The 18,934-nt window shown below is 70.7% G+C and carries 15 protein-coding genes; 6 read left to right on the top strand and 9 right to left on the bottom strand.

What is annotated here, in order from left to right; translation table 11 throughout:
• Window positions 1-21: 21 nt before the first annotated feature.
• The 4 genes from FB462_RS04575 to FB462_RS04560 all read right to left on the bottom strand — a co-directional run bounded on the left by FB462_RS04575 (window position 22) and on the right by FB462_RS04560 (window position 4,348).
• Window positions 22-870: a carbohydrate ABC transporter permease gene (locus FB462_RS04575; RefSeq protein WP_229666778.1), complete on the bottom strand. Its 849-nt coding sequence runs from the start codon at window positions 868-870 to the stop codon at window positions 22-24.
• Window positions 870-1,838 carry a carbohydrate ABC transporter permease gene (locus tag FB462_RS04570; RefSeq protein WP_188868843.1) on the bottom strand — a complete coding sequence of 323 codons (969 nt, stop codon included), beginning with the start codon at window positions 1,836-1,838 and terminating at the stop codon, window positions 870-872. The genes FB462_RS04575 and FB462_RS04570 overlap by 1 nt, the downstream gene beginning before the upstream one ends.
• Window positions 1,835-3,154, bottom strand: a complete 1,320-nt coding sequence (locus FB462_RS04565; protein ID WP_141860426.1) for an ABC transporter substrate-binding protein — start codon at window positions 3,152-3,154, stop codon at window positions 1,835-1,837. Before FB462_RS04565 ends, FB462_RS04570 begins: the two co-directional genes overlap by 4 nt.
• Window positions 3,155-3,319: 165 nt before the next feature.
• Window positions 3,320-4,348, bottom strand: a complete 1,029-nt coding sequence (locus FB462_RS04560) for a LacI family DNA-binding transcriptional regulator (protein WP_180225637.1) — start codon at window positions 4,346-4,348, stop codon at window positions 3,320-3,322.
• A 198-nt stretch (window positions 4,349-4,546) separates the two neighbouring features.
• Between FB462_RS04560 and FB462_RS04555 the strand changes: the two genes are divergently transcribed.
• The 5 genes from FB462_RS04555 to FB462_RS04535 are packed head-to-tail and all read left to right on the top strand — an operon-like array spanning window position 4,547 to window position 9,655.
• A complete protein-coding gene (locus FB462_RS04555) occupies window positions 4,547-5,782 on the top strand; it encodes a sugar ABC transporter substrate-binding protein (RefSeq protein WP_114848858.1) in 1,236 nt (411 codons plus the stop codon).
• Window positions 5,783-5,840: 58 nt separating this feature from the next.
• The gene (locus FB462_RS04550) at window positions 5,841-6,788 is read left to right on the top strand and encodes a carbohydrate ABC transporter permease (RefSeq protein ID WP_229666780.1); all 948 of its coding nucleotides are present in this window, start codon (window positions 5,841-5,843) and stop codon (window positions 6,786-6,788) included.
• Window positions 6,785-7,675: a carbohydrate ABC transporter permease gene (locus FB462_RS04545; protein WP_114848857.1), complete on the top strand. Its 891-nt coding sequence runs from the start codon at window positions 6,785-6,787 to the stop codon at window positions 7,673-7,675. Before FB462_RS04550 ends, FB462_RS04545 begins: the two co-directional genes overlap by 4 nt.
• A 43-nt stretch (window positions 7,676-7,718) precedes the next feature.
• Window positions 7,719-8,543 (top strand): ThuA domain-containing protein, encoded by an 825-nt coding sequence (locus FB462_RS04540; protein WP_114848856.1) that lies wholly within the window; start codon window positions 7,719-7,721, stop codon window positions 8,541-8,543.
• Window positions 8,540-9,655, top strand: coding sequence for a Gfo/Idh/MocA family protein (locus tag FB462_RS04535; RefSeq protein ID WP_167510010.1), 1,116 nt, complete (start codon window positions 8,540-8,542; stop codon window positions 9,653-9,655). Before FB462_RS04540 ends, FB462_RS04535 begins: the two co-directional genes overlap by 4 nt.
• A 381-nt stretch (window positions 9,656-10,036) precedes the next feature.
• On the opposite strand, the gene FB462_RS04530 is transcribed toward FB462_RS04535, so the two are convergent.
• The 4 genes from FB462_RS04530 to FB462_RS04515 form a co-directional block, all read right to left on the bottom strand.
• On the bottom strand, window positions 10,037-12,568 hold the full coding sequence (locus FB462_RS04530) for an OpgC domain-containing protein (RefSeq protein ID WP_141860424.1): 2,532 nt from the start codon (window positions 12,566-12,568) through the stop codon (window positions 10,037-10,039).
• A complete protein-coding gene (locus FB462_RS17205) occupies window positions 12,565-12,978 on the bottom strand; it encodes an ATP-binding protein (RefSeq protein WP_167510009.1) in 414 nt (137 codons plus the stop codon). The genes FB462_RS04530 and FB462_RS17205 overlap by 4 nt, the downstream gene beginning before the upstream one ends.
• The gene (locus FB462_RS04520; protein ID WP_229666782.1) at window positions 12,975-15,002 is read right to left on the bottom strand and encodes a glycosyltransferase; all 2,028 of its coding nucleotides are present in this window, start codon (window positions 15,000-15,002) and stop codon (window positions 12,975-12,977) included. Before FB462_RS04520 ends, FB462_RS17205 begins: the two co-directional genes overlap by 4 nt.
• 120 nt (window positions 15,003-15,122) lie before the next feature.
• Window positions 15,123-15,857, bottom strand: a complete 735-nt coding sequence (locus FB462_RS04515) for a TetR/AcrR family transcriptional regulator (protein ID WP_141860420.1) — start codon at window positions 15,855-15,857, stop codon at window positions 15,123-15,125.
• 122 nt (window positions 15,858-15,979) lie between these two features.
• On the opposite strand from FB462_RS04515, the gene FB462_RS04510 reads away from it, so the two are divergent.
• The gene (locus FB462_RS04510; RefSeq protein WP_141860418.1) at window positions 15,980-16,912 is read left to right on the top strand and encodes an NAD-dependent epimerase/dehydratase family protein; all 933 of its coding nucleotides are present in this window, start codon (window positions 15,980-15,982) and stop codon (window positions 16,910-16,912) included.
• 139 nt (window positions 16,913-17,051) lie between these two features.
• Here the strand turns inward: FB462_RS04510 and FB462_RS04505 are convergent, their stop codons facing one another.
• Window positions 17,052-18,875 carry a DEAD/DEAH box helicase gene (locus FB462_RS04505; protein ID WP_229666783.1) on the bottom strand — a complete coding sequence of 608 codons (1,824 nt, stop codon included), beginning with the start codon at window positions 18,873-18,875 and terminating at the stop codon, window positions 17,052-17,054.
• Between the last annotated feature and the right edge of the window lie 59 nt (window positions 18,876-18,934).

Below are 18,934 nucleotides of genomic sequence, written 5' to 3'. Positions count from 1 at the left end.
GTCTCCTGGGCACGCCCGGCATCAGCCCTTCACGGCACCCGAGGTGAGCCCCGACACGATGGACCGGCGGAACACCAGCACGAGGATGACGATCGGGATCGTCGCCGCCACGCTCGCCGCGAAGATCTGCGCGAACGGCACCGTGAACTGGGTGCCGAAGAGCGCGATGCCGACCGGGATCGTGCGGAACGAGTTCTCGCTGTTGAACGTCAGCGCCATCAGGAACTCGCTCCACGACGCGGTGAACGTGAACACGCCGACCGTGAAGAGCCCCGGCTTCGACATCGGCAGGATCACCGACAGCACCGTGCGCCAGGCTCCGGCGCCGTCGATCTCGGAGGCCTCCTCGATCGTCGAGGGGATGCCCTGCAGGTAGTTCCGCATGATCCAGATGGCGAACGGCAGGTTGAACGCCACGTACGGCACGATCAGCCCCGGGTACGAGTTGAGCAGCCCGAGGTTCCGCTCGAGCAGGTACAGCGGCGTCAGCACCGCGATCGCCGGGAACACCGACAGCATCAGCAGCGACGTCATGATCGCCGTCCGCCCCGCGATCCACCGGCCGGCGAGCGCGTACCCGGCGAGGAACGACAGCGCGAGGACGATCACCGTCGTCGAGACCGACACGACGACGCTGTTCACCATGTACTGCCCGAGCGCGTTGTCCCGGAACGCCGTGACGAAGTTGTCGAACGTCAGGGAGCGCGGCCAGACCGTCGGCGGCGACTGCGCGATCTCGGACGACGGCTTGAGGGACGTCGAGACGAGCCAGTACAGCGGCAGTGCGGTGAGCACCGCGATGACGACGCCGCTGACGTTGATCGTGTTGACCCACCGCCGCCAGCCCTTGCGCACACGTGTCCGGGGCATCAGTCGTCCCCTCCCTTCGCCTGGTTCCGGAACGCCCGGAGGAACAGCAGGCACCCCGCCGCGACGATGACCGCCGTGCTCGTCGCGATGGCCACGCCCGGTCCGATGTTGATGTCCTGGAAGAGCACCTTGTAGCCCATGATCGCGAGCGACTGGGTCGCGGTGCCCGGGCCGCCGTTCGTCAGCACGAACGGCAGGTCGAAGACGCCGAACGCCTGCAGGACGCGGAAGAGCACCGCGATCGTCAGCGTCGGCGTGAGCTGCGGGAGCACCACGCGCCAGAACGTCTGCCACCCGTTCGCGCCGTCGAGCTCTGCCGCCTCGTAGTGGTCCTCGGAGATCTGCACGAGCCCCGCGAGCAGGATGATCGCGACGAACGGCGTCGTCTTCCAGATGTCGGCGACCATCAGGCCGGTGATCGCGGGGACCGGTTCGCCGAGGATGACCGGGGCGTCCCCGAACAGCCCGAAGAACCACGTCGCGACGCCGTACGTCGAGTCGTAGATGTACTTCCACAGCTGGGCGTTCACGATCGTGACGAGCGACCACGGGACGAGCATCAGCGCGAGCATCCACCCGCGGGTGACCCCGAGCCGCTCGAGGACGAGCGCGACGAGCATGCCGAGGACGAGCTCGACCGAGACGGTCACGAGCGTGTACAGCACCGTGAAGCCGAGCGCCCGGTACCAGTCGGCGCTCTGCAGCAGGGCCGCGTAGTTGCCGAGCCCGAAGCCCTGGATGCTGAAGCCGTCGTAGCCGATCTCGACGTCCGCGAAGCTCAGGACGATCGAGTACACGACCGGGAAGATCGTCACCGCGGCGACCACGAGGAGCGCCGGGGCCGCGAAGCCCCACGCCCCGCGCGCCCGGATGCGCTCCATGCGCGACCGGGCCGGGGTCCGGCGGTACCCGTCCGGTCCGGCGCCCGGGGTCCGTGCGGCGGGCCGGGTGGCGGTCCCGGCGCTCACAGCGCCTCCCCCGACAGGGCGAGCGAGATCGCCGAGGCCATCGCCCGGGTGCCGCCGTCCACCGACGCCTGGCCCCCGAGGATGCTGTTGCCGTTCTGGTAGACGCCCTGCGAGACCTTCGGGTAGTACGCGGTCGACGTCGGGCGGGGCACGAGCGTGATGCCGGCGGCCGTGTCGTACGTCGGCCGGTTCTGGCGCTTCGCGTCCTCGCTGACCAGGCTCGCACTGCGGGCCGGCAGGACACCGCCCTCGCGGGTCAGGAACTGCTGCGCGGTCTCGCTCGACATCCACCGGGCGAAGGTCAGCGCGGCGGCGGGCTGCTGGGTGTGCGGGTTGATGTAGTTCCCCCACCCGCCGATCGTCGAGTGGTGCTCGTCCGTGCCGTCGAACGTCGGTCGGGCGGCGAGCCCGACCTTGCCCGCGACGGCCGAGTCCGGCCCGTTCGCGATCCCCCACGCGTACGACCAGTTCCGCAGGAAGGCCGCCCGTCCACCCGAGAAGGCGTCGTTCGTGTCCTGCTCCTGGTAGGTCAGGGTCGCCCGGGGTGCGGCGCCGTCGGCGATGAGCGAGCGCATGAACTCGAAGGCGCGCTTGGTCTCCGAGCTCGTGGTCTCCGGCCGGGTCAGGTCGTCGTTCAGGAGCGAGCCGCCGGCGTCCGCGACGAACTCGGTCACGTTGCACGTCAGCCCCTCGTACACGTCGCCCTGGAACGCCAGGCCGTAGCTGACGTCACCGGTGTCGACGAGCTTCGCGGCGGTGTCCTTGACCTCCTCCCACGACCGGGGCACCTGGAAGCCGTGCTTGTCGAGCAGGTCCTGGCGGTACAGGAAGAACGACTCGTCGATGTAGAGCGGGAACATGTAGTACGTCCCGTCGACGCTCGCCGCCTGCCGCAGTCCCTCGGGGAACTGCTCGAAGAAGTCCGCCCCGACGAGCTCGTTCACGGGCGTCGCGAGCTTGTTCTTCGCGAACTGTCCCGGCCAGGCCACGTCGCCGAGGTACACGTCCGGCGTGGGGCTGCCCGCGGCGATCTGCGTCGTCAGGCTCGTCCGGTTCGTGTCGGTGTCGCTCGGTGCGCTGACGATCCGGACGCGGATGTTCGGGTGCTCCCGCCGGAACTCCGCGATGAGCCGCCGTCGCAGGTCGCCGCCGTCCTTCGAGGCGACCTGTCCGGCCCACCAGCTGATCGTGACGTCACCGTCCGGTGGGTCCGTCGGCCAGTCCTGGACGGTGGTGCGCTCGGGTCGCGTGGAGCAGCCGGCGAGCAGCAGCACCCCCGCTCCCCCGAGCAGGAACAGTCTCCGGTCGATGGCCATCCGTCCTCCTCGACGTGTGGTGCTGCGAACCTGTGAGTCCACACAACCAAGCGTCCCTGGGAGGGCGTGCAGGCGGTGCCGTCGTCGCACTCGGCGCACGTCCGCGCGCGGCCGGCACGGACGGACGGGAGGCACGTGGCGGCGCCGCCACGTGCCTCCCGTCCGTCAGGCGGTCGCGCCGGTGGGGGCCGCGGCCACCGACTCCGCGGGGCGGAGCACGCAGGGCAGCAGGAAGTGCGGTTTGCCCTCGCTCGCGCCGTCGAGCTGGTCGATCAGGGCGTCCGCCGCACGCTCGCCGAGCTCGCGACCCGGGGCGACCATCGTCGTCAGGCGGGGGTGGTGCTGGTCGCCCGCCGTCCCGGACGAGGCGATGCTCAGCACCGAGACGTCGTCGGGGACCCGTCGCCCGGCCGCGGAGAGCCCGACGAGGAGCCCGGCGGACGAGTCGTCCTTCATGACGAGCACGCCCGAGACCTCCGGGTCGGCGTCGAGCAGTGCGCGGGCCGCCTCGCGTCCGCCCTCGCTGCCGGCTCCGGCGTAGACCACGGTCCCGACGGCGCCGCGGGCCGCGACGGACCGTCGGAAGGTGTCCTCGACACGCAGGTGCGGGGCGTACCCGGCCATCGGCGTGCCCTCGAGGTTCTCGAGCACGAGCCCGAACCGGCGGTGGCCGAGGCCCTGCAGGTGGTCGAGGGAGTCCTCGATGGTGGTCTCGAAGTCGATGTCGACGAACGGCAGGTCGCTGCTGTCCCGGGTCCGGCCGATCAGCGTGAAGGGCACGTCGAGCTCGCTGAGCTTCCGGACGCGCGGGTCGTCCATCCGCACCTCCATGAGCACGACCCCGTCGACGAGCCCGCCCGACACGAGGTCGTCGAGGTCCTCGCCAGCGGGGTCGACCGGCCAGAGCACCAGGTGGTAGCCGCGCTGGGACGCCCGCTCGGCGGCGCTCATGAAGAACTCCGACGTCGTCGGGCTGAACCGGTTGCCGACGGTCGGGAACAGCAGCGCGATGATCCGGGTCCGCCGGCTCGCGAGCGCCCGTGCCACGAGGTTGCCGCGGAACTTCAGCTCGCGCATCGCCGCCTCGACCCGGGCGGTGGTCGCCGGCGTGACGTACTTCGTGCCGTTGACGACGAAGGACACCGTCGCGATCGAGACGCCGGCGCGGTCGGCGACCTGCTGCATCGTGGCCATGGCGCCTCCGGGTCGGGTCGTGCTGTCTCGTCAGCCTGCTGTCTGGTCAGCATAGACCCGCCGATTCCCGAAAAAAGCGCTTTACAGGCAAAGCGCTTTGCTGTTACGTTCTCGCCCCAAGGACCACCGCGACGACGACGTCGATGGAGCCGTCGCCGGGCGTCCCCTCATGCATCCGCCCAAGAGAAGAGCTACGCAATGAAGCACCGGTTCCACTCCTCGTCCCGCCGGATCCGCGCCCTCGTCGGCGCGGTCGCCGTGGTCGCCACGGTCCCCCTCGTCCTGTCCGGCTGCTCCGGCTCCGGGTCCGCCTCGTCCGGCGGCGGCTCCAAGACCCTCACGATCGAGGACTACTACGCCGCCAACTACGACACCATCTACCAGCAGTGCGCGAAGACCGTCGGCGCCCAGGTGAAGATCAACCACGTCGCCGGCGCCGGCCTCATCTCGAAGGTGCTGCAGCAGGCGTCGTCGCGGACGCTGCCCGACGTGCTCATGCTCGACAACCCGGACGTGCAGCAGATCGCCGCGTCCGGCGCCCTGTCCGACCTCGGCGACTACGGCCTCGACGCGAACGACGACGTCCCGGGCGTCAAGGGCGCGAACACGTACGAGGGCAAGCTCTACGGTCTGCAGCCCGTCACGAACTCGATCGCGCTGTACTACAACAAGAAGCTCCTGTCGGACGCCGGGGTGCAGCCCCCGAAGACGTGGGACGAGCTCAAGGCCGCCGCGAAGAAGCTCACGAGCGGGTCGACGTACGGCTTCGCGATGAGCAACATCAACACCTACGAGGGCACCTGGCAGTTCCTGCCGTTCTTCTGGTCGAACGGCGGTGACGAGAAGGACATCGCGACGCCCGAGGCGGCACAGGCCCTGCAGCTCGTCGAGGACCTGCAGAACGACGGCTCGATGTCGAAGAGCTCGATCAACTGGGCGCAGGCCGACGTGAACAACCAGTTCATCGCCGGCAAGGCCGCGATGATGATCAACGGCCCGTGGCAGCTGCCGGCGCTGAAGGAAGCGAAGAACCTGGAGTTCGACAGCGTCCCGATCCCGACCCGCACCGGCTCGGCGACCGTCGCCCCGCTCGGCGGCGAGGCCTTCACCGTCCCGCAGACCGGCGACAAGGAGAAGATGCAGCTCGCCGGCAAGTTCGTCGGCTGCCTGAACAGCGACAAGATGCAGAACGTCATCGCGGGCGTCACCGGCAACGTGCCGACGAACACCGAAGTCGGCGCCGCGTGGGCGAAGGACCACCAGGACGTCGCGTCCTTCGTGACCACGGTGCAGACCGCTCGGGCCCGCACCGGCGAGCTCGGCCCGGACTGGCCCAAGGCCGCCACGAAGATCTACACCGCCGTGCAGCTCGCGCTGACCGGGAAGGCCGACCCCGAGCAGGCGCTCGAGCAGGCGCAGTCACAGAACCAGTAGCGGATCCGGGGAGCCGGTCCCCCGACCGGCTCCCCGTCCTCGACGCAAAGGACCTGACATGAGCGCCTCGACCCAGCTCCGTTCGCGAGCGACGTCCCCGGCCCCCGTACGACCCGGACAGCGCCGCGCGCGGCTCCGTTCCGGCCTGACCCGATGGCTGTTCGTCATCCCGGCCGCCGTCTTCGTGGCCCTGTTCTTCGGCTACCCGGTGGTCAAGAACGTCGTGATGTCGTTCCAGGACTACACGACCAAGACCTTCTTCACCGGCGAGGCCCCGTGGGTGGGCTTCGGCAACTACGTCTCGGTGTTCACGAGCGCCGTCTTCACGACGAGCGTCGTCAACACCGCCCTCTTCACCGCGGGATCGATCGTCCTGCAGTTCGTCCTCGGGCTCGGGCTCGCGCTGTTCTTCCGGCGGCACTTCCCGCTGTCCGGGTTCCTGCGCGGCCTGCTGCTGCTGCCGTGGCTGCTCCCCCTCATCGCCTCGAGCGCGGTGTGGAAGTGGCTGCTCGACCAGGACAGCGGCGCACTGAACCAGCTGCTCGGGATCGTCGGCATCGGGCCGGTGCCGTGGCTGGTCAGCCCGAGCCTCGCGCTCATCGCGGTGATCGGCGTCAACGTCTGGCTCGGCATCCCGTTCAACACCACGATCCTGTACAGCGGGCTGCAGTCCGTCCCGCCGGAGCTCTACGAGGCCGGCGCGCTCGACGGCGCCACCGGGTTCAAGGCCTTCTGGTACATCACCTGGCCGAGCATCCGGTCGGTGGTCAGCGTGGTGATCGTGCTCGGGGTCGTCTACACGCTGAAGGTCGTGGACATCATCCTCGGCCTGACCGGTGGCGGACCGGCGAACTCGACGCAGACGCTCGCCACGAACGCGTACCACCAGTCGTTCATCAACTTCCAGTTCGGCATCGGAGCCGCGGTGAGCAACGTGCTCATCGTCGTCTCGTTCGTCTTCGCGATGGTCTACATCGCGATCTCCAGGAAGGCGGTCGACGAATGAGCGTCGGACTCGCAGGCAGGACCGTCACGGCGACCCGGGCGATCACCACGGCACGGAGCACCCGGGCCCGCCGACCCCGTTCGAGCCGCAAGGGGATCCCGTTCACGATCCTCGGCATCGTGTTCCTCGCGATCATGGTCTTCCCCGTCTACTGGATGGTGAACACGTCGTTGCAGGCCACGTCCGGTGCCGCCACCGCGACATGGTTCCCCTGGAACCCGACGTTCGCCGGCTACCAGGCGGCGTTCGCCCAGCAGGGGCAGAACTTCGTCTCGAGCATGATCATCGGCCTCGGCACCGTCGTGCTGACGCTCGTCATCGCGACCCCGGCGGCCTACGGACTCGCCCGCTTCCGGATGCGCGGCACGAAGGCGTTCCTGCTCGTGCTGCTCATCACGCAGATGATCCCCGGGATCGTGATCGCGAACGCGCTCTACGCGCTGTTCAACAACGTCGGACTGCTCAACAGCTACCTCGGACTGATCCTGGCGGACAGCGCCGTGCAGGTCCCCTTCGCGGTGCTGCTCATGCGCGCGTTCATGGAGTCGATCCCGCCGAGCCTGGTCGAGGCCGCGCTCGTCGACGGCGCGAACGACCTGCGGGCCTTCGTGTCGATCGTCCTGCCGATCAGCCGGAACGCGATCGTCACCGCGGCGCTCTTCACGTTCCTCGGCGCCTGGGGCGACTTCCTCATCGCGCTCACCCTGACGTCGACCGACGCCGTCCGACCGATCACGCTCGGCATCTACAACTACATCGGCTCGAACGTGACCGACTGGGGGCCGGTGATGGCGACGTCTGTGCTGGCCTCGCTGCCGGCCGCGGTCCTGCTCATCGTCGCCCAGCGCTACATCTCCGCCGGTGCGCTCGGCGGTGCCGTCAAATGACGACGGCCCGCTCCGCGCTCCCACAGCCAGGAAGGCACACACCATGACCACCACCCCCCTCCGCGTCACCGTCTGGGGCGAGAACGTCCACGAACAGGTCGAGCAACACGTCGCCGAGCGCTACCCCGAGGGCATGCACGGGGCGATCGCCGCGGGCATCCGCGAGCACCTGCCCGAGGCCGTGGTCCGCACCGCGACCATGCAGGAGCCCGAGCACGGCCTGACCGACGCCGTGCTCGCCGAGACCGACGTCCTCACCTGGTGGGGGCACGCCGCCCACGCGGACGTCGACGACGCCGTCGTGGACCGGGTGCACAAGCACGTCCTGTCCGGCATGGGGCTCGTCGTCCTGCACTCCGGCCACTGGTCGAAGATCTTCGGCAAGCTCATGGGCACGACCTGCACGCTCCGGTGGCGCAGCGAGCACGACCAGGAGCTCGTCTGGACCGTGAACCCGCAGCACCCCATCACCCGCGGCGTCCCGAACCCGATCGTCATCCCCGAGCAGGAGATGTACGGCGAGTACTTCGACGTCCCGACCCCCGACGAGCTGATCTTCATCTCGGGGTTCACCGGCGGCGAGGTCTTCCGGAGCGGCATGACCTACCGCCGCGGCCTCGGGAAGATCTTCTACTTCTCGCCTGGTGACCAGGACTTCCCCGTGTACCACCACCCCGACGTCCGTCGCGTGGTCGCGAACGGCGCGGAGTGGGCCCGGCCGGACCGGGAGCGCGAGCTGCCGACGCTCCGCCGCTACGACCTGGGCGAGTACTTCGAGGGCCAGCACTACCGGGGCCCGTTCGACGACGAGCCGGACGAGACGGCGTCCGAGCAGGCCGACGAGCACGCCGCCGGGGCTCGCGCATGACCGACCACGCCCCGCTGCGGGTCGTGCAGGTCGGCGCCGGCGGGATGGGCCGCGCGTGGCTCGCCACCGTCGCCGCCGACCCCGACGTCGAGCTCGTCGGCGTCGTCGACCTCGACCTCGACGCCGCACGCACCGGGGCCGACCTGGCCGGCGCCCCGTCGATCCCGGTCGGCCGGGACCTCACGGCGCTCCTCGCGGAGACCGGTGCCGAGGCCGTCCTCGACATCACCGTGCCGGTCGCCCACCACCAGGTCACGATGGACGCCCTGCACGCCGGTCTGCCGGTCCTCGGCGAGAAGCCCGCCGCCCAGACCGTCGCCGAGGCCCTGTCCCTCGCCGCCGCGGCCGAGGTCACCGGGCAGCTGTTCATGGTGTCCCAGTCCCGCCGCTACAACGACCAGCTCGTCGCCTTCCGGCAGCACGTCCGCGCGCTCGGCGGGGTCGGGAGCCTGAACACCCGGTTCGCGAGGGCACCGCGCTTCGGCGGCTTCCGCGAAGAGATGGACGACGTCCTGCTCCTCGACATGGCGATCCACGCGTTCGACTCCGCCCGCTACGTGCTCGAACGCGAGCCGGTGTCGGTGTACTGCGAGTCGTGGAACCCGTCGTGGTCCTGGTACCGCGGGCACGCGAACGCCGCCGCGGTGTTCACGTTCGAGGACGACGTCCGCTACGTCTACGACGGTTCGTGGTGCGCGCCGGGCGACGAGACGTCCTGGAACGGCGACTGGCGGGCCACCGGCGCGACCGGCTCGGCCGCCTGGGACGGCGACCACGACCCGTCGAGCGTCGTCGACGGCGGAGCGGGGTCGCCCGAGCCCGCCGCCGGGGTCGGGACGGAGATCGCGGGAGCGCTCGCCTCGTTCGTCCGCGCGGTCCGGTCCGGACACCGTCCCGACGGCGAGGTGCACCGCAACGTGATGAGCCTGGTGATGGTCGACGCGGCGATCGCGTCGGCGCGCTCCGGGCAGCGCGTGGTCGTCGACGAGGTGCTCGAGCAGGCGCACGCGACAGCCCTCGAGACCGAGCGGGACGAGGCGGTCCGGGAGCGGCTCGCCGCGTGGGGTCCGGTCCGGCAGGCGCTCGCGACCGACAGCGGCGCGCTCGCCTGACCCGCCCCACGCGACCACCCCACGGACGGGAGGCGCGGTGCCGGCCGGCACCGCGCCTCCCGTCCGTCCGTGGTCGCGGCGCACCCGCCCACCCGCGCTACCGGTCCGCGCGGAGGAAGCCGATCCGCGCATGCCGGGCCGATCCGCGCAACGGAGGTCGATCCGCGCATACCAGGTCGTTCCTTCCGACCTCCGACGCGCGATTCCGCTTCCCGGGTCACTCGCGATGGGAAAGAACGCGCGTGCTCGGTGCCTCCGCGCGTACCGGGCGAAACCGCGCGTACCAGGTCGATCCGCGCGCACCGGGTCGTTCGTTCTGACCAGGTATGCGCGATTCCGCTTCCCACATCACTCGCGATGGGAACGAACGCGCGTGCGGGGTCAGCGGGGGATGACCGAGAAGAGGAACTTCTTGCGGATCATGTACCAGACCAGCAGGATCAGCGCGGTGTGGGCGGCGAAGCCGATCCACCCGTTGAACCAGTCGACACCGGGGATCGACGCGATGGCCAGCGCGAAGAACACCTGCCACACGAAGACGTAGAGGCTCGCCTGCCCGATCGGGATCCAGAGCCAGCCGAGGACCGCCGCGATCGGCTTCCAGAACACCGTGAGGATCGCGTACGACACGATCGCGAAGAACGCGATGTCGACGAGCCGGCCCCACTGGAGGTCCACGCGCTGGTACGCCGTGTTGTAGAGCTGGTCGTACATCGTCGCGGGGAACGGGGTCGGGGTGAAGCCGAACTGGTTGCCCGCCCAGACGTAGACCAGGAACAGCGCGTACCCGGTGATGCCGACGCCGATGAGCACCTTGCCGAGCCGACCGGTGAGCGCGCCGATGACCTGTCGGCGGTAGTAGCCGAGCACGAGTCCGTGCGTGAAGACGACCTGCCAGGTGAGGAGGGGGAAGACCGCCTCGAACTGCGAGTTCAGCGGACGGAAGTCGGGGTTGAGGGCCTGGAAGACGTAGACCGCCCAGCTGACGACGAGCAGCGCCCACCAGAACCCGCGCCGGATCACCCACATGAAGAGCGGGATGAACAGGCTCAGCACCACGAAGAGTCCCATGATGTTGAACGGCCACGGGCCCATCTCGAGCAGCAGGAACTGCCGGATCGCGTACCAGGGCGGCGGGTACGCGAGCAGCTGCATCGCGTTCGGGTACAGGTCGTACACCCGTCCCTCGGCCCCGACGCCGCCGGTCCCGGTCCCCCGGTCCGTGAAGGTCGTGATCGCGTCGGTGTTCAGGAAGGGGATGAAGCTCATCGCGAAGACGACCAGGATCACCCCGAGCGTCACGAGGTACTGCTTCCGCGCACGCTTCCACGCGCCGACGGCGGCGACCCACTCGCCGAACTTCTTGATCGCGAACGGGTAGGTCATGCCGAGGACCATGCCGGACAGGAACACGAACATCTCGGCGCCGGTGATCGCGCCCGTGGCGTGCAGCGTGATGTACGAGTACGGCCCGCCGATCTCGATGTGCGTGATGACGACGGCGAGGATGATGAAGCCGCGGAACAGGTCGAGCCGCAGGTCGCGCCCGGGCTTGCCGTCGTCGGGGTAGCGCCAGCTCGGCAGGAGGCGACCGACGAGGCCGCTGAGCAGGAACACCGCCGCCAGACCGGCCGCCAACCAGACGATCCACGCCATCTGGTCGCCGCCGGTCTCGTACTCCTGGCTGATGGCGGCGGCGCCGTCCTGCGGTGTGATCCGCTCGGTGACCGGCCCGAAGACGAAGTGGTCGGCGTCCTGCAGGTCGGTGCGGAACGACCCGGCGATCCCCGGGACGGCCGTGTCCCGCCAGTCCGCGACCCGGTTGCCGGCCTCGGGCTCGCGGCGGTTCGTCTCGAGGAACGTGACGCCGCGGACCTCGGGGTGCTGCTGCACGGCGGCGATCACCTGCCGCCACCACTCCTGCTTGACCGGGAGCTCCGCGGCTCCCTCGAGCGAGTGGTCGTAGAGCGCCCCGGTGTCCAGGAGCATCGGACGGTCCTGGTCGACGGCGAAGCGCTGGGTGAAGGTCCCCTCGGTCTGCGGCTGCTGGTAGCCCCAGGTCTCGTCGAAGCGTGCCTGGACCTCACCGGCGGCGGGGACCTCGTTGGTGGTGAGGGGGACCTCGCGCCCGGCGGCCTCGGTGGCCTTGCCCTTGCCGAAGGAGAACATGGACAGGCCGACCCAGTCGACGCTCGAGGCACCGGGCCAGTACGGCGCGTACGGGTCGTCGGCCGCGGTGAGCTGTCCGTCGCCGTTCGTGTCGAGCTTCGACACGTCGGTCGCCGACAGGTCCTGCAGGCGGCCGGCGGACTCCCCGAACGGGTAGCCGGCCCCGTACGACGGCGACCACACCATCGCGGCCGACGAGTCGCCGGCGTGCACGACGCGGGCGAGCGTGCGGAAGGCGTCGACGAACGCGGTCGGCTGCTGCCCCCACCGGACCCACGTGCCGTTCATCTGTGGCGCGAAGCGGACGAGCACGCGGGTGTCGTACTGCCGGTGGACCTCCTCGAACAGGCGGTTCGCGGTCTCGGCGTCGGCGCGGGTCAGGGAGCCGAGCGACTGCGAGGGCTCGAGGCTGACGACGAGGACGGCCCCCTGGGCGGCCGCGGCCCGGGTCGCCCGGAGGAACTCCTTCCGGGCGCTCCGGTCGAAGGGGTACTCGATCTCGACGCCGTACATCGACGGCACGGCACCGAGTCGGCCCGCGTAGCCGTCGGGGCCATCGTCGCCCCAGTCGAGGTCCGGGCCGAACCACGCCCGGTCGGACGCCGGGAGCGCACCGCGGTCCGAGGCTGCCGCCGTCGCTGGGGACTGCGTCGCCGTGACCGCGGACGCCGGGAGCGCGCCGCCGAGCAGCAGCGTCCCGAGCACGACGAGGAGCGCGACGGCCTTGGCCAGGACGCCCCTCACCGGCTGCACGCGAGCGTCCAGATGTTGTGGCCGCCGACGTGCTGGTGCTCGAGCCGGTCGAGCGCGGCGATGGAGAGCGCGAGCCCGCGGCCGCTCTCCTCGTCGACGTCCGCCATCGTCACCGCGGACAGGTCGACGTCCGCCGGCTGCCCGTTGTCGGTGAGCACCGCGAGGAGCTCGCGGTCGGTCGCCAGGAGCTCGACCGTGTAGCGGCGGCCCTCGATCCGGTCGGTGCGCTTGGTGTGCTCGACGATGTTCGCGGCGACCTCGGCCAACGCGGTCTCGAGCGCGAAGCGGAGCCGCACGTCGTCGACGTCGAGCGTCTCCCACCAGGCGGCGAACCGGTCCTGCACCTCGTCGAGGGACGCGGCGACGGCCGGCACCTCGAAGGTCACGTGCTGCGTGGTCACAGCGGGCCTCCTGCGGTCGAGGACTCGTGTTCGGACTGCACCGTGCCGGGGCCGGGACCGCCGTAGCGGACCGCTCGGATCACGATGCTGAAGATGAAGAGGTCGAAGACGACCCAGGCGGAGTTGACGAGCGGGGCGATCCCCTCCGCCTGGCCGGTCAGGTAGCGGATGCCGATGAGCACCAGCGACGCGACGAGGGCCGCCATCGCGATGAGCTGCGGCTTGACGAGGTCCCACCGCGGCTTCTGCTCGGACTCGTCGCGGACCTTCGGGGTGACCCGGAAGCCGAGCGGCTTGCCCCGGAACACGTTCTCGAACGCGCTCGTCACGGACTCGATCCACACGGGGAACAGCGCGAGCGAGTACTGCTGCCCGCGCCACGTCGGTCTGCCCGCGGCGACCACCCAGAACAGTGCCTGGTTGAGCACGAGGAACGGGATGAGCCGCACGAAGAAGTCGACGCTGTACGCCTGGACCGGGACCACCCCGAACGACAGGCAGAGCACCGGGGCCGCGATGTAGACGACCGCGGCGAAGCCGGACAGGTAGCTCCACATCGTCGAGAAGTACATGAGGCGCTGCCCGAACGAGAGCCCCTTCTGCACGAGGGGGTTCTCGCGGAAGAACACCTGCATGGTGCCCTGTGCCCACCGGAGGCGCTGCACGAGCATGGTCGGCAGGTCCTCGGGCGCCAGGCCCTTGGCGAGGATCTCGTCGTGGTACGCCGACTTCCAGCCGAGGCCGTGCAGGCGCATCGCGGTCGCCATGTCCTCGGTGACCGAGATCGTGGCGAGCGGCATGATCGGCTGCGCCTCGTCGTCGCGGTTGACGTCGAGCGCGCGGGCCAGGACGGCGATCGACTCGATGGCCGCGACGGGCGAGGCCTCGCGCCGACCGAGGACGTCGAGTGCGGCGTCGTCGAGCCCGGCGAACGTGTCCGCCTCGGTCGACATCGCCGCCAGCTCCTGCAGGTCGCGGCGGACCGCCTCGAGGTCGGCGGCGGCGAACCGGAAGGCGATCGCGTCGATGCCGCGCTGGAAGTCGTACGTGACGTCGCCGAGCGGCTCGCCCCGGTCGATCTGGTCACGGGCGCGGTCGACGACCTGCTCGGCCCCGTCGAGCGCGTCGAGCACGCGCGGGTCGGTCTCGGTCTCGCGCGCCCGGGCCAGGAGCTTCCGCGAGGTCTTGATCGTCCGCTCGACGGACTCCTCGACCTCGCGCACGTAGCGGGTGACGCCGAGCTGCATGAGGGCCTCGCGGCGCAGGATCGCGTTCGAGCCGCAGAAGAACGCGGCGTTCCAGCCGTCCTTCGACTGCTGGATCGGCCCGTAGAACAGGGGCGCCTGACTTCCGAGGAGATCGGCGTCCGGGACGTTCTCGAACCACTGCGGGGTCTGCACGAGCGCCATCCGCTCATCCTTGAAGTACCCGAGCGTGCGGTCGAGGATCGACGGCTCCGGGACCTGGTCGGCGTCCAGGATGAGCAGGAACTCCCCCTGGGTGGCGAGCAGCGCGTTGTTGAGGTTGCCGGCCTTGGCGTGGCGGGGACGGTCGACCCAGTCGGCACCGCGGGTGATGACGCCGATCCCGAGTGCCTCTGCGGCGGCGCGCATCTCCGGACGGTTGCCGTCGTCGAGGATCCACGTGCTGTGCGGGTGTGTGATCGCCTTCGCCGCGCGGGCGGTGCGGACGACGAGCTCGACGGGCTCGTTGTACGTCGTGACGAAGACGTCGACCGTGACGTCCCCGGCCGGCTTCGTCGGCGGCTCCCCCCGCTCGCGCAGCCGCCACGCTCCGAAGGCGAACAGGAGCGAGTCGATGACGCTGTAGGTCTCCGCCAGGATCAGCGGCACCGCGATCCACCACGAGTGCCAGTTCACGGAGGCGGCCCAGCGCCAGACGATGTAGTTCACGCCGGCGATCGAGGCGAGCAGGGCGACCGTCCGGACCACGGCGAGCCGCCGGGTCGGGGTGCCGGTCGTGAGCCGTCGCCGGTCCTGGCGGCTGACGTCGAGCGCCGTCATCGGCATCCTTCCCTGCTGCTGCCGGACAGCGCTGGTGAGTGCGCTGCGTACCAGCCTGTCTACCGCAGGACACGAGGACCTGTCAGCCCGACGCCCCGATGAAGCGCCGCCCGACCACGCTCAGCGGCCCGCGAGCCCCAGGTCGTACGCGAGGTGGACGACGACCTCGTCGAAGTAGGCATCAGGATCGGACACCGATCCGACGGCGTGACCGAACAGCTCGAAGGACAGGACCCCGAACACCGTGGTCCACGCCATGAGCAGGCGGAGCACGGCTTCGGGGTGCGGGTCGGTGTGGAAGCCCCGCTGTCGCGTGTAGGCGACGGCGTCGGCGATCGCGGTGGCCGTCCGCGCCGGGTCACCCACCGCGGGGCCGGTCCCGGTCCGCGACGGACCCTCGTCCGGGTCGTCCCAGACCTCGGTGACGATCCGGACGAGCACGTGCGTCGCCCGCGAGGCCGGCTCGATCGTGTCCTGCGGTGCGACGTAGCCGGGCACGGGTGAGCCGTAGAGCAGTGCGAAGTCGCCGGGGTGGGAGGTCGCCCACGTGCGGATCGCCCGGCACGCCGCCGTCCAGCGGCCGAGGTGGTCGGCCCGGTCGACCGGCGCCTCGGCGGACTCGACAGCGGCGCCGAGCTCGTCGTAGTCCGCGACGAGCAGCGCCGTGAGCAGGTCGTCCCGGCTCGGGAAGTACCGGTAGACGGCGGAGGACACGAGTCCGACGTCCCGCGCGACGGCACGCAGGCTGAGCTGCGCGGGACCCTCCTCGGTCAGGCGCGCCCGAGCTGCAGCGAGGATCCGCGCGCGGACGGTCTCGCGCGCCAGGGCGCGGGCGGTCGGGGCCTTGTCGGACATCTCGTCAGGATGCCATGCGAGAGCAGTGCACACAAACAAGAGCACTGCTCTTGCTAACGGAGCCGATGCGCGCCACACTGCTTTCGAGAGCACCGCTCTCCGAATCGATCCAGGAGGCCACCATGTCCCGTCACCACGTCGTCGTCGGCGCCGGTCCCGTCGGGCGGCACGTCGCCGCCCACCTCGCCGACCGCGGGGAGGAGGTGGTCGTCGTCACGCGGTCCGGCCGCGCCACCGGCCTGCCCGGAGTCCGGCACGAGGCGCTCGACGCGTCCGACGCCCGTGCACTGACCCGCGTCACCGAGGGCGCCGCTGCGCTCTACAACTGCGCCAACCCCGGCGACTACACACAGTGGGAGCGGGTGTGGCCGCCGCTCGCGGACGCCCTGCTGACCACCGCCGAGCGCACCGGGGCCGTGTACGGCATCACCGGCAACCTGTACCCGTACGGACCCGTCGACGGACCGATGCGTGAGGACCTGCCCGACGCGGCGACGGACCACAAGGGCGTGCTGCGGGCACGGATGTGGGCGGACGCCCGGGCCGCGCACGAGGCCGGACGCCTGCGGGCCGTCGAGGTCCGCGGTTCGGACTACGTCGGGCCCGGCATCGGCCAGAACGGGCACGTGACGCGGGTGTTGCCCGCCGCCCTGCAGGGGAAGGCCGTGACGGTGATCGGCCGGACCGACCGGCCGCACACCTACACGGACGTGCAGGACGTCGCGCGGACGCTCGTCGCGGCGGTCGGCGACCCCTCGTCGCACGGGCGCACCTGGAACGTCCCGTCGAACCCACCCCGGACCCAGGAGCAGGCGCTCACCGACGTGCTCCACGCCGCTGGTCGTCCGCCGGTCCGCGTGCGCGGGCTGCCGATGGGACTGGTCCGGGCCATCGGCCTGGTCACGCCCCTGATGCGCGAGCTCGCACAGCTCGGGTACCAGTGGACCGCGCCGTACGTGCTCGACGACCGGCAGGCGCGGGCGCACTTCGGCATCGAGCCGACGCCGTGGGACGAGGTGTGCCGCCGGACCCTGTCGGGACTCGTGACGGCGTAGCGAACGGCGCCCCCGAACGCACCGAGACGCCCCCGAACGCACCGAGACGCCCCCGAACGAGCGAGACGCCCCGGATCCGGGGGCGTCTCGGCAACGGCAGGGCGTCTCGGCAACGGCGCCGAGCCGGCGACCTCGCGTCTCAGTACCGGGGCTTGCGCGGCGCGCGCTCCCGGTCGCCACCACGGAACCCGCGGTCGTCGCGGTCGCGGTCGCGATCCCGGCCCCCGCCACGCGGCCCACGGTCGTCCCGGTCCCGGTCACGCCGCACGCCACCACCCCGGCGGTCCGGCTTGATCTCGATGAGCTTCCCGCTGATCCGGGTGTCCGACAGCCGGTCGAGCACGCCGGCGTCCATGTCCCGCGGCAGCTCCACGATGGAGAAGTCCGGCCGGATCTGGATCGCGCCGAAGTCGTCACGGCGCAGGCCGCCCTCGTTCGCGAGCGCGCCGACGATCTGCCGGGGCTCGACGCGGTGGCGACGCCCGACCTCGATGCGGTAGGCGGTCATCGGCTGCGAGCGACGCGGACCACGGTCCTCGCGGTCCCGGTCGGGCCGGGCGGCGCGGGCACCGTCGCGGTCGACCTGGTTCCGCAGCTGGTCGTCGGCGGGGTCGAGCAGCAGCGGCGACTCCCCCTGCGCGACCACCGCGAGCGCGGCGGCGACGTCGTCGGCCGGCACGTCGTGGTTCCGCACGTAGTGGGCGATGACGTCGCGGAACGCCGTGATCCGGTCCTGCTGCTCGAGCGCCGCGGTGATCGCGTCGTCGAAGCGGGTCAGGCGGGTCTCGTTGACGTCGTCGATCGTCGGGAGCTGCATCTGCGTGAGCGGTTGCTTGGTGTGGCGTTCGATCGCCGAGAGCAGGCGGCGCTCGCGCGGCGTGACGAAGCTGATCGAGTCGCCCTTGCGTCCGGCGCGACCGGTGCGGCCGATGCGGTGCACGTAGGACTCGATGTCGACGGGGATGTCGAAGTTCACGACGTGCGTGATGCGGTCGACGTCGAGACCGCGGGCGGCGACGTCGGTCGCGACGAGGATGTCGAGCTTGCCGGACTTCAGCTGGTTGACCGTCCGCTCGCGCTGCGCCTGGGCGACGTCACCGCTGATCGCGGCGGCGGCGTACCCGCGGGCGCGGAGCTTCTCGGCGAGGGTCTCGGTCTCGCTCTTGGTGCGGACGAAGATGATCATGCCCTCGAAGTCCTCGACCTCGAGGATGCGGGTGAGCGCGTCGACCTTCTGCGGGTACGACACCATCAGGTACCGCTGCGTGATGTTCGCCGCGGTCTTGGTCTTCGTCTTGACGGTGATCTCGGCCGGGTCCGTCAGGTACTGCTGCGAGATGCGGCGGATCTGCGCGGGCATGGTCGCCGAGAACAGCGCGACCTGCTTGTCGTCCGGGGTCTCGGCGAGGATCGTCTCGACGTCCTCGGCGAAGCCCATCTTGAGCATCTCGTCGGCCTCGTCGAGCACGAGGTACTTCAGCTCGGACAGGTCGAGCGTGCCCTTCGCGATGTGGTCCATGATGCGACCGGGCGTGCCGACGACGACGTCGACGCCGCGGCGCAGGGCGGACAGCTGCACGCCGTACGCCTGGCCGCCGTAGACCGGCAGCACGTGCACGTGCTTCATGTGGGAGGCGAACTGCTCGAACGCCTCGCAGACCTGGAGCGCGAGCTCGCGGGTGGGCGACAGCACCAGGGCCTGCGGCACCTTCGCGCCCGACTCCATGCGGGACAGGATCGGCAGCGCGAACGCCGCCGTCTTGCCGGTCCCGGTCTGCGCGAGGCCGACGACGTCGCGCCCCTCGAGCAGCGTCGGGATGGTCGCCTCCTGGATCGCGGAGGGGGTCTCGTAGCCGATCTCCTTGACGGCCTTGAGCACCGGGTCGCTCAGGCCGAGGTCGGCGAAGGTCACCACGGGCCCCTCGTCGGTGGTCTCGGTGGTGGTGGCGGTGTCCGTGCTCATGCGGAAACGGTACCCCGGCTGCGACCTGCGCGGCGACCGCGCGTGGTGACGGAGCACCG

Source organism: Curtobacterium citreum (assembly GCF_006715175.1).
In the GTDB taxonomy this organism is placed as follows: domain Bacteria; phylum Actinomycetota; class Actinomycetes; order Actinomycetales; family Microbacteriaceae; genus Curtobacterium; species Curtobacterium citreum.
This window is presented reverse-complemented; position numbering and strand designations above follow the sequence as displayed.

Bases quoted from the DNA above. Each gene is read 5' to 3' on its own strand.
- FB462_RS04540 (WP_114848856.1), top strand. From the start codon at position 7,719: ATGACCACCACCCCCCTCCGCGTCACCGTCTGGGGCGAGAACGTCCAC.
- FB462_RS04535 (WP_167510010.1), top strand. From the start codon at position 8,540: ATGACCGACCACGCCCCGCTGCGGGTCGTGCAGGTCGGCGCCGGCGGG.
- FB462_RS04560 (WP_180225637.1), bottom strand. From the start codon at position 4,348: ATGGCCACGATGCAGCAGGTCGCCGACCGCGCCGGCGTCTCGATCGCG.
- FB462_RS04575 (WP_229666778.1), bottom strand. From the start codon at position 870: ATGCCCCGGACACGTGTGCGCAAGGGCTGGCGGCGGTGGGTCAACACG.
- FB462_RS04520 (WP_229666782.1), bottom strand. From the start codon at position 15,002: ATGACGGCGCTCGACGTCAGCCGCCAGGACCGGCGACGGCTCACGACC.
- FB462_RS04510 (WP_141860418.1), top strand. From the start codon at position 15,980: ATGTCCCGTCACCACGTCGTCGTCGGCGCCGGTCCCGTCGGGCGGCAC.
- FB462_RS04515 (WP_141860420.1), bottom strand. From the start codon at position 15,857: ATGTCCGACAAGGCCCCGACCGCCCGCGCCCTGGCGCGCGAGACCGTC.
- FB462_RS04545 (WP_114848857.1), top strand. From the start codon at position 6,785: ATGAGCGTCGGACTCGCAGGCAGGACCGTCACGGCGACCCGGGCGATC.
- FB462_RS04505 (WP_229666783.1), bottom strand. From the start codon at position 18,875: ATGAGCACGGACACCGCCACCACCACCGAGACCACCGACGAGGGGCCC.
- FB462_RS04565 (WP_141860426.1), bottom strand. From the start codon at position 3,154: ATGGCCATCGACCGGAGACTGTTCCTGCTCGGGGGAGCGGGGGTGCTG.
- FB462_RS04550 (WP_229666780.1), top strand. From the start codon at position 5,841: ATGAGCGCCTCGACCCAGCTCCGTTCGCGAGCGACGTCCCCGGCCCCC.
- FB462_RS04555 (WP_114848858.1), top strand. From the start codon at position 4,547: ATGAAGCACCGGTTCCACTCCTCGTCCCGCCGGATCCGCGCCCTCGTC.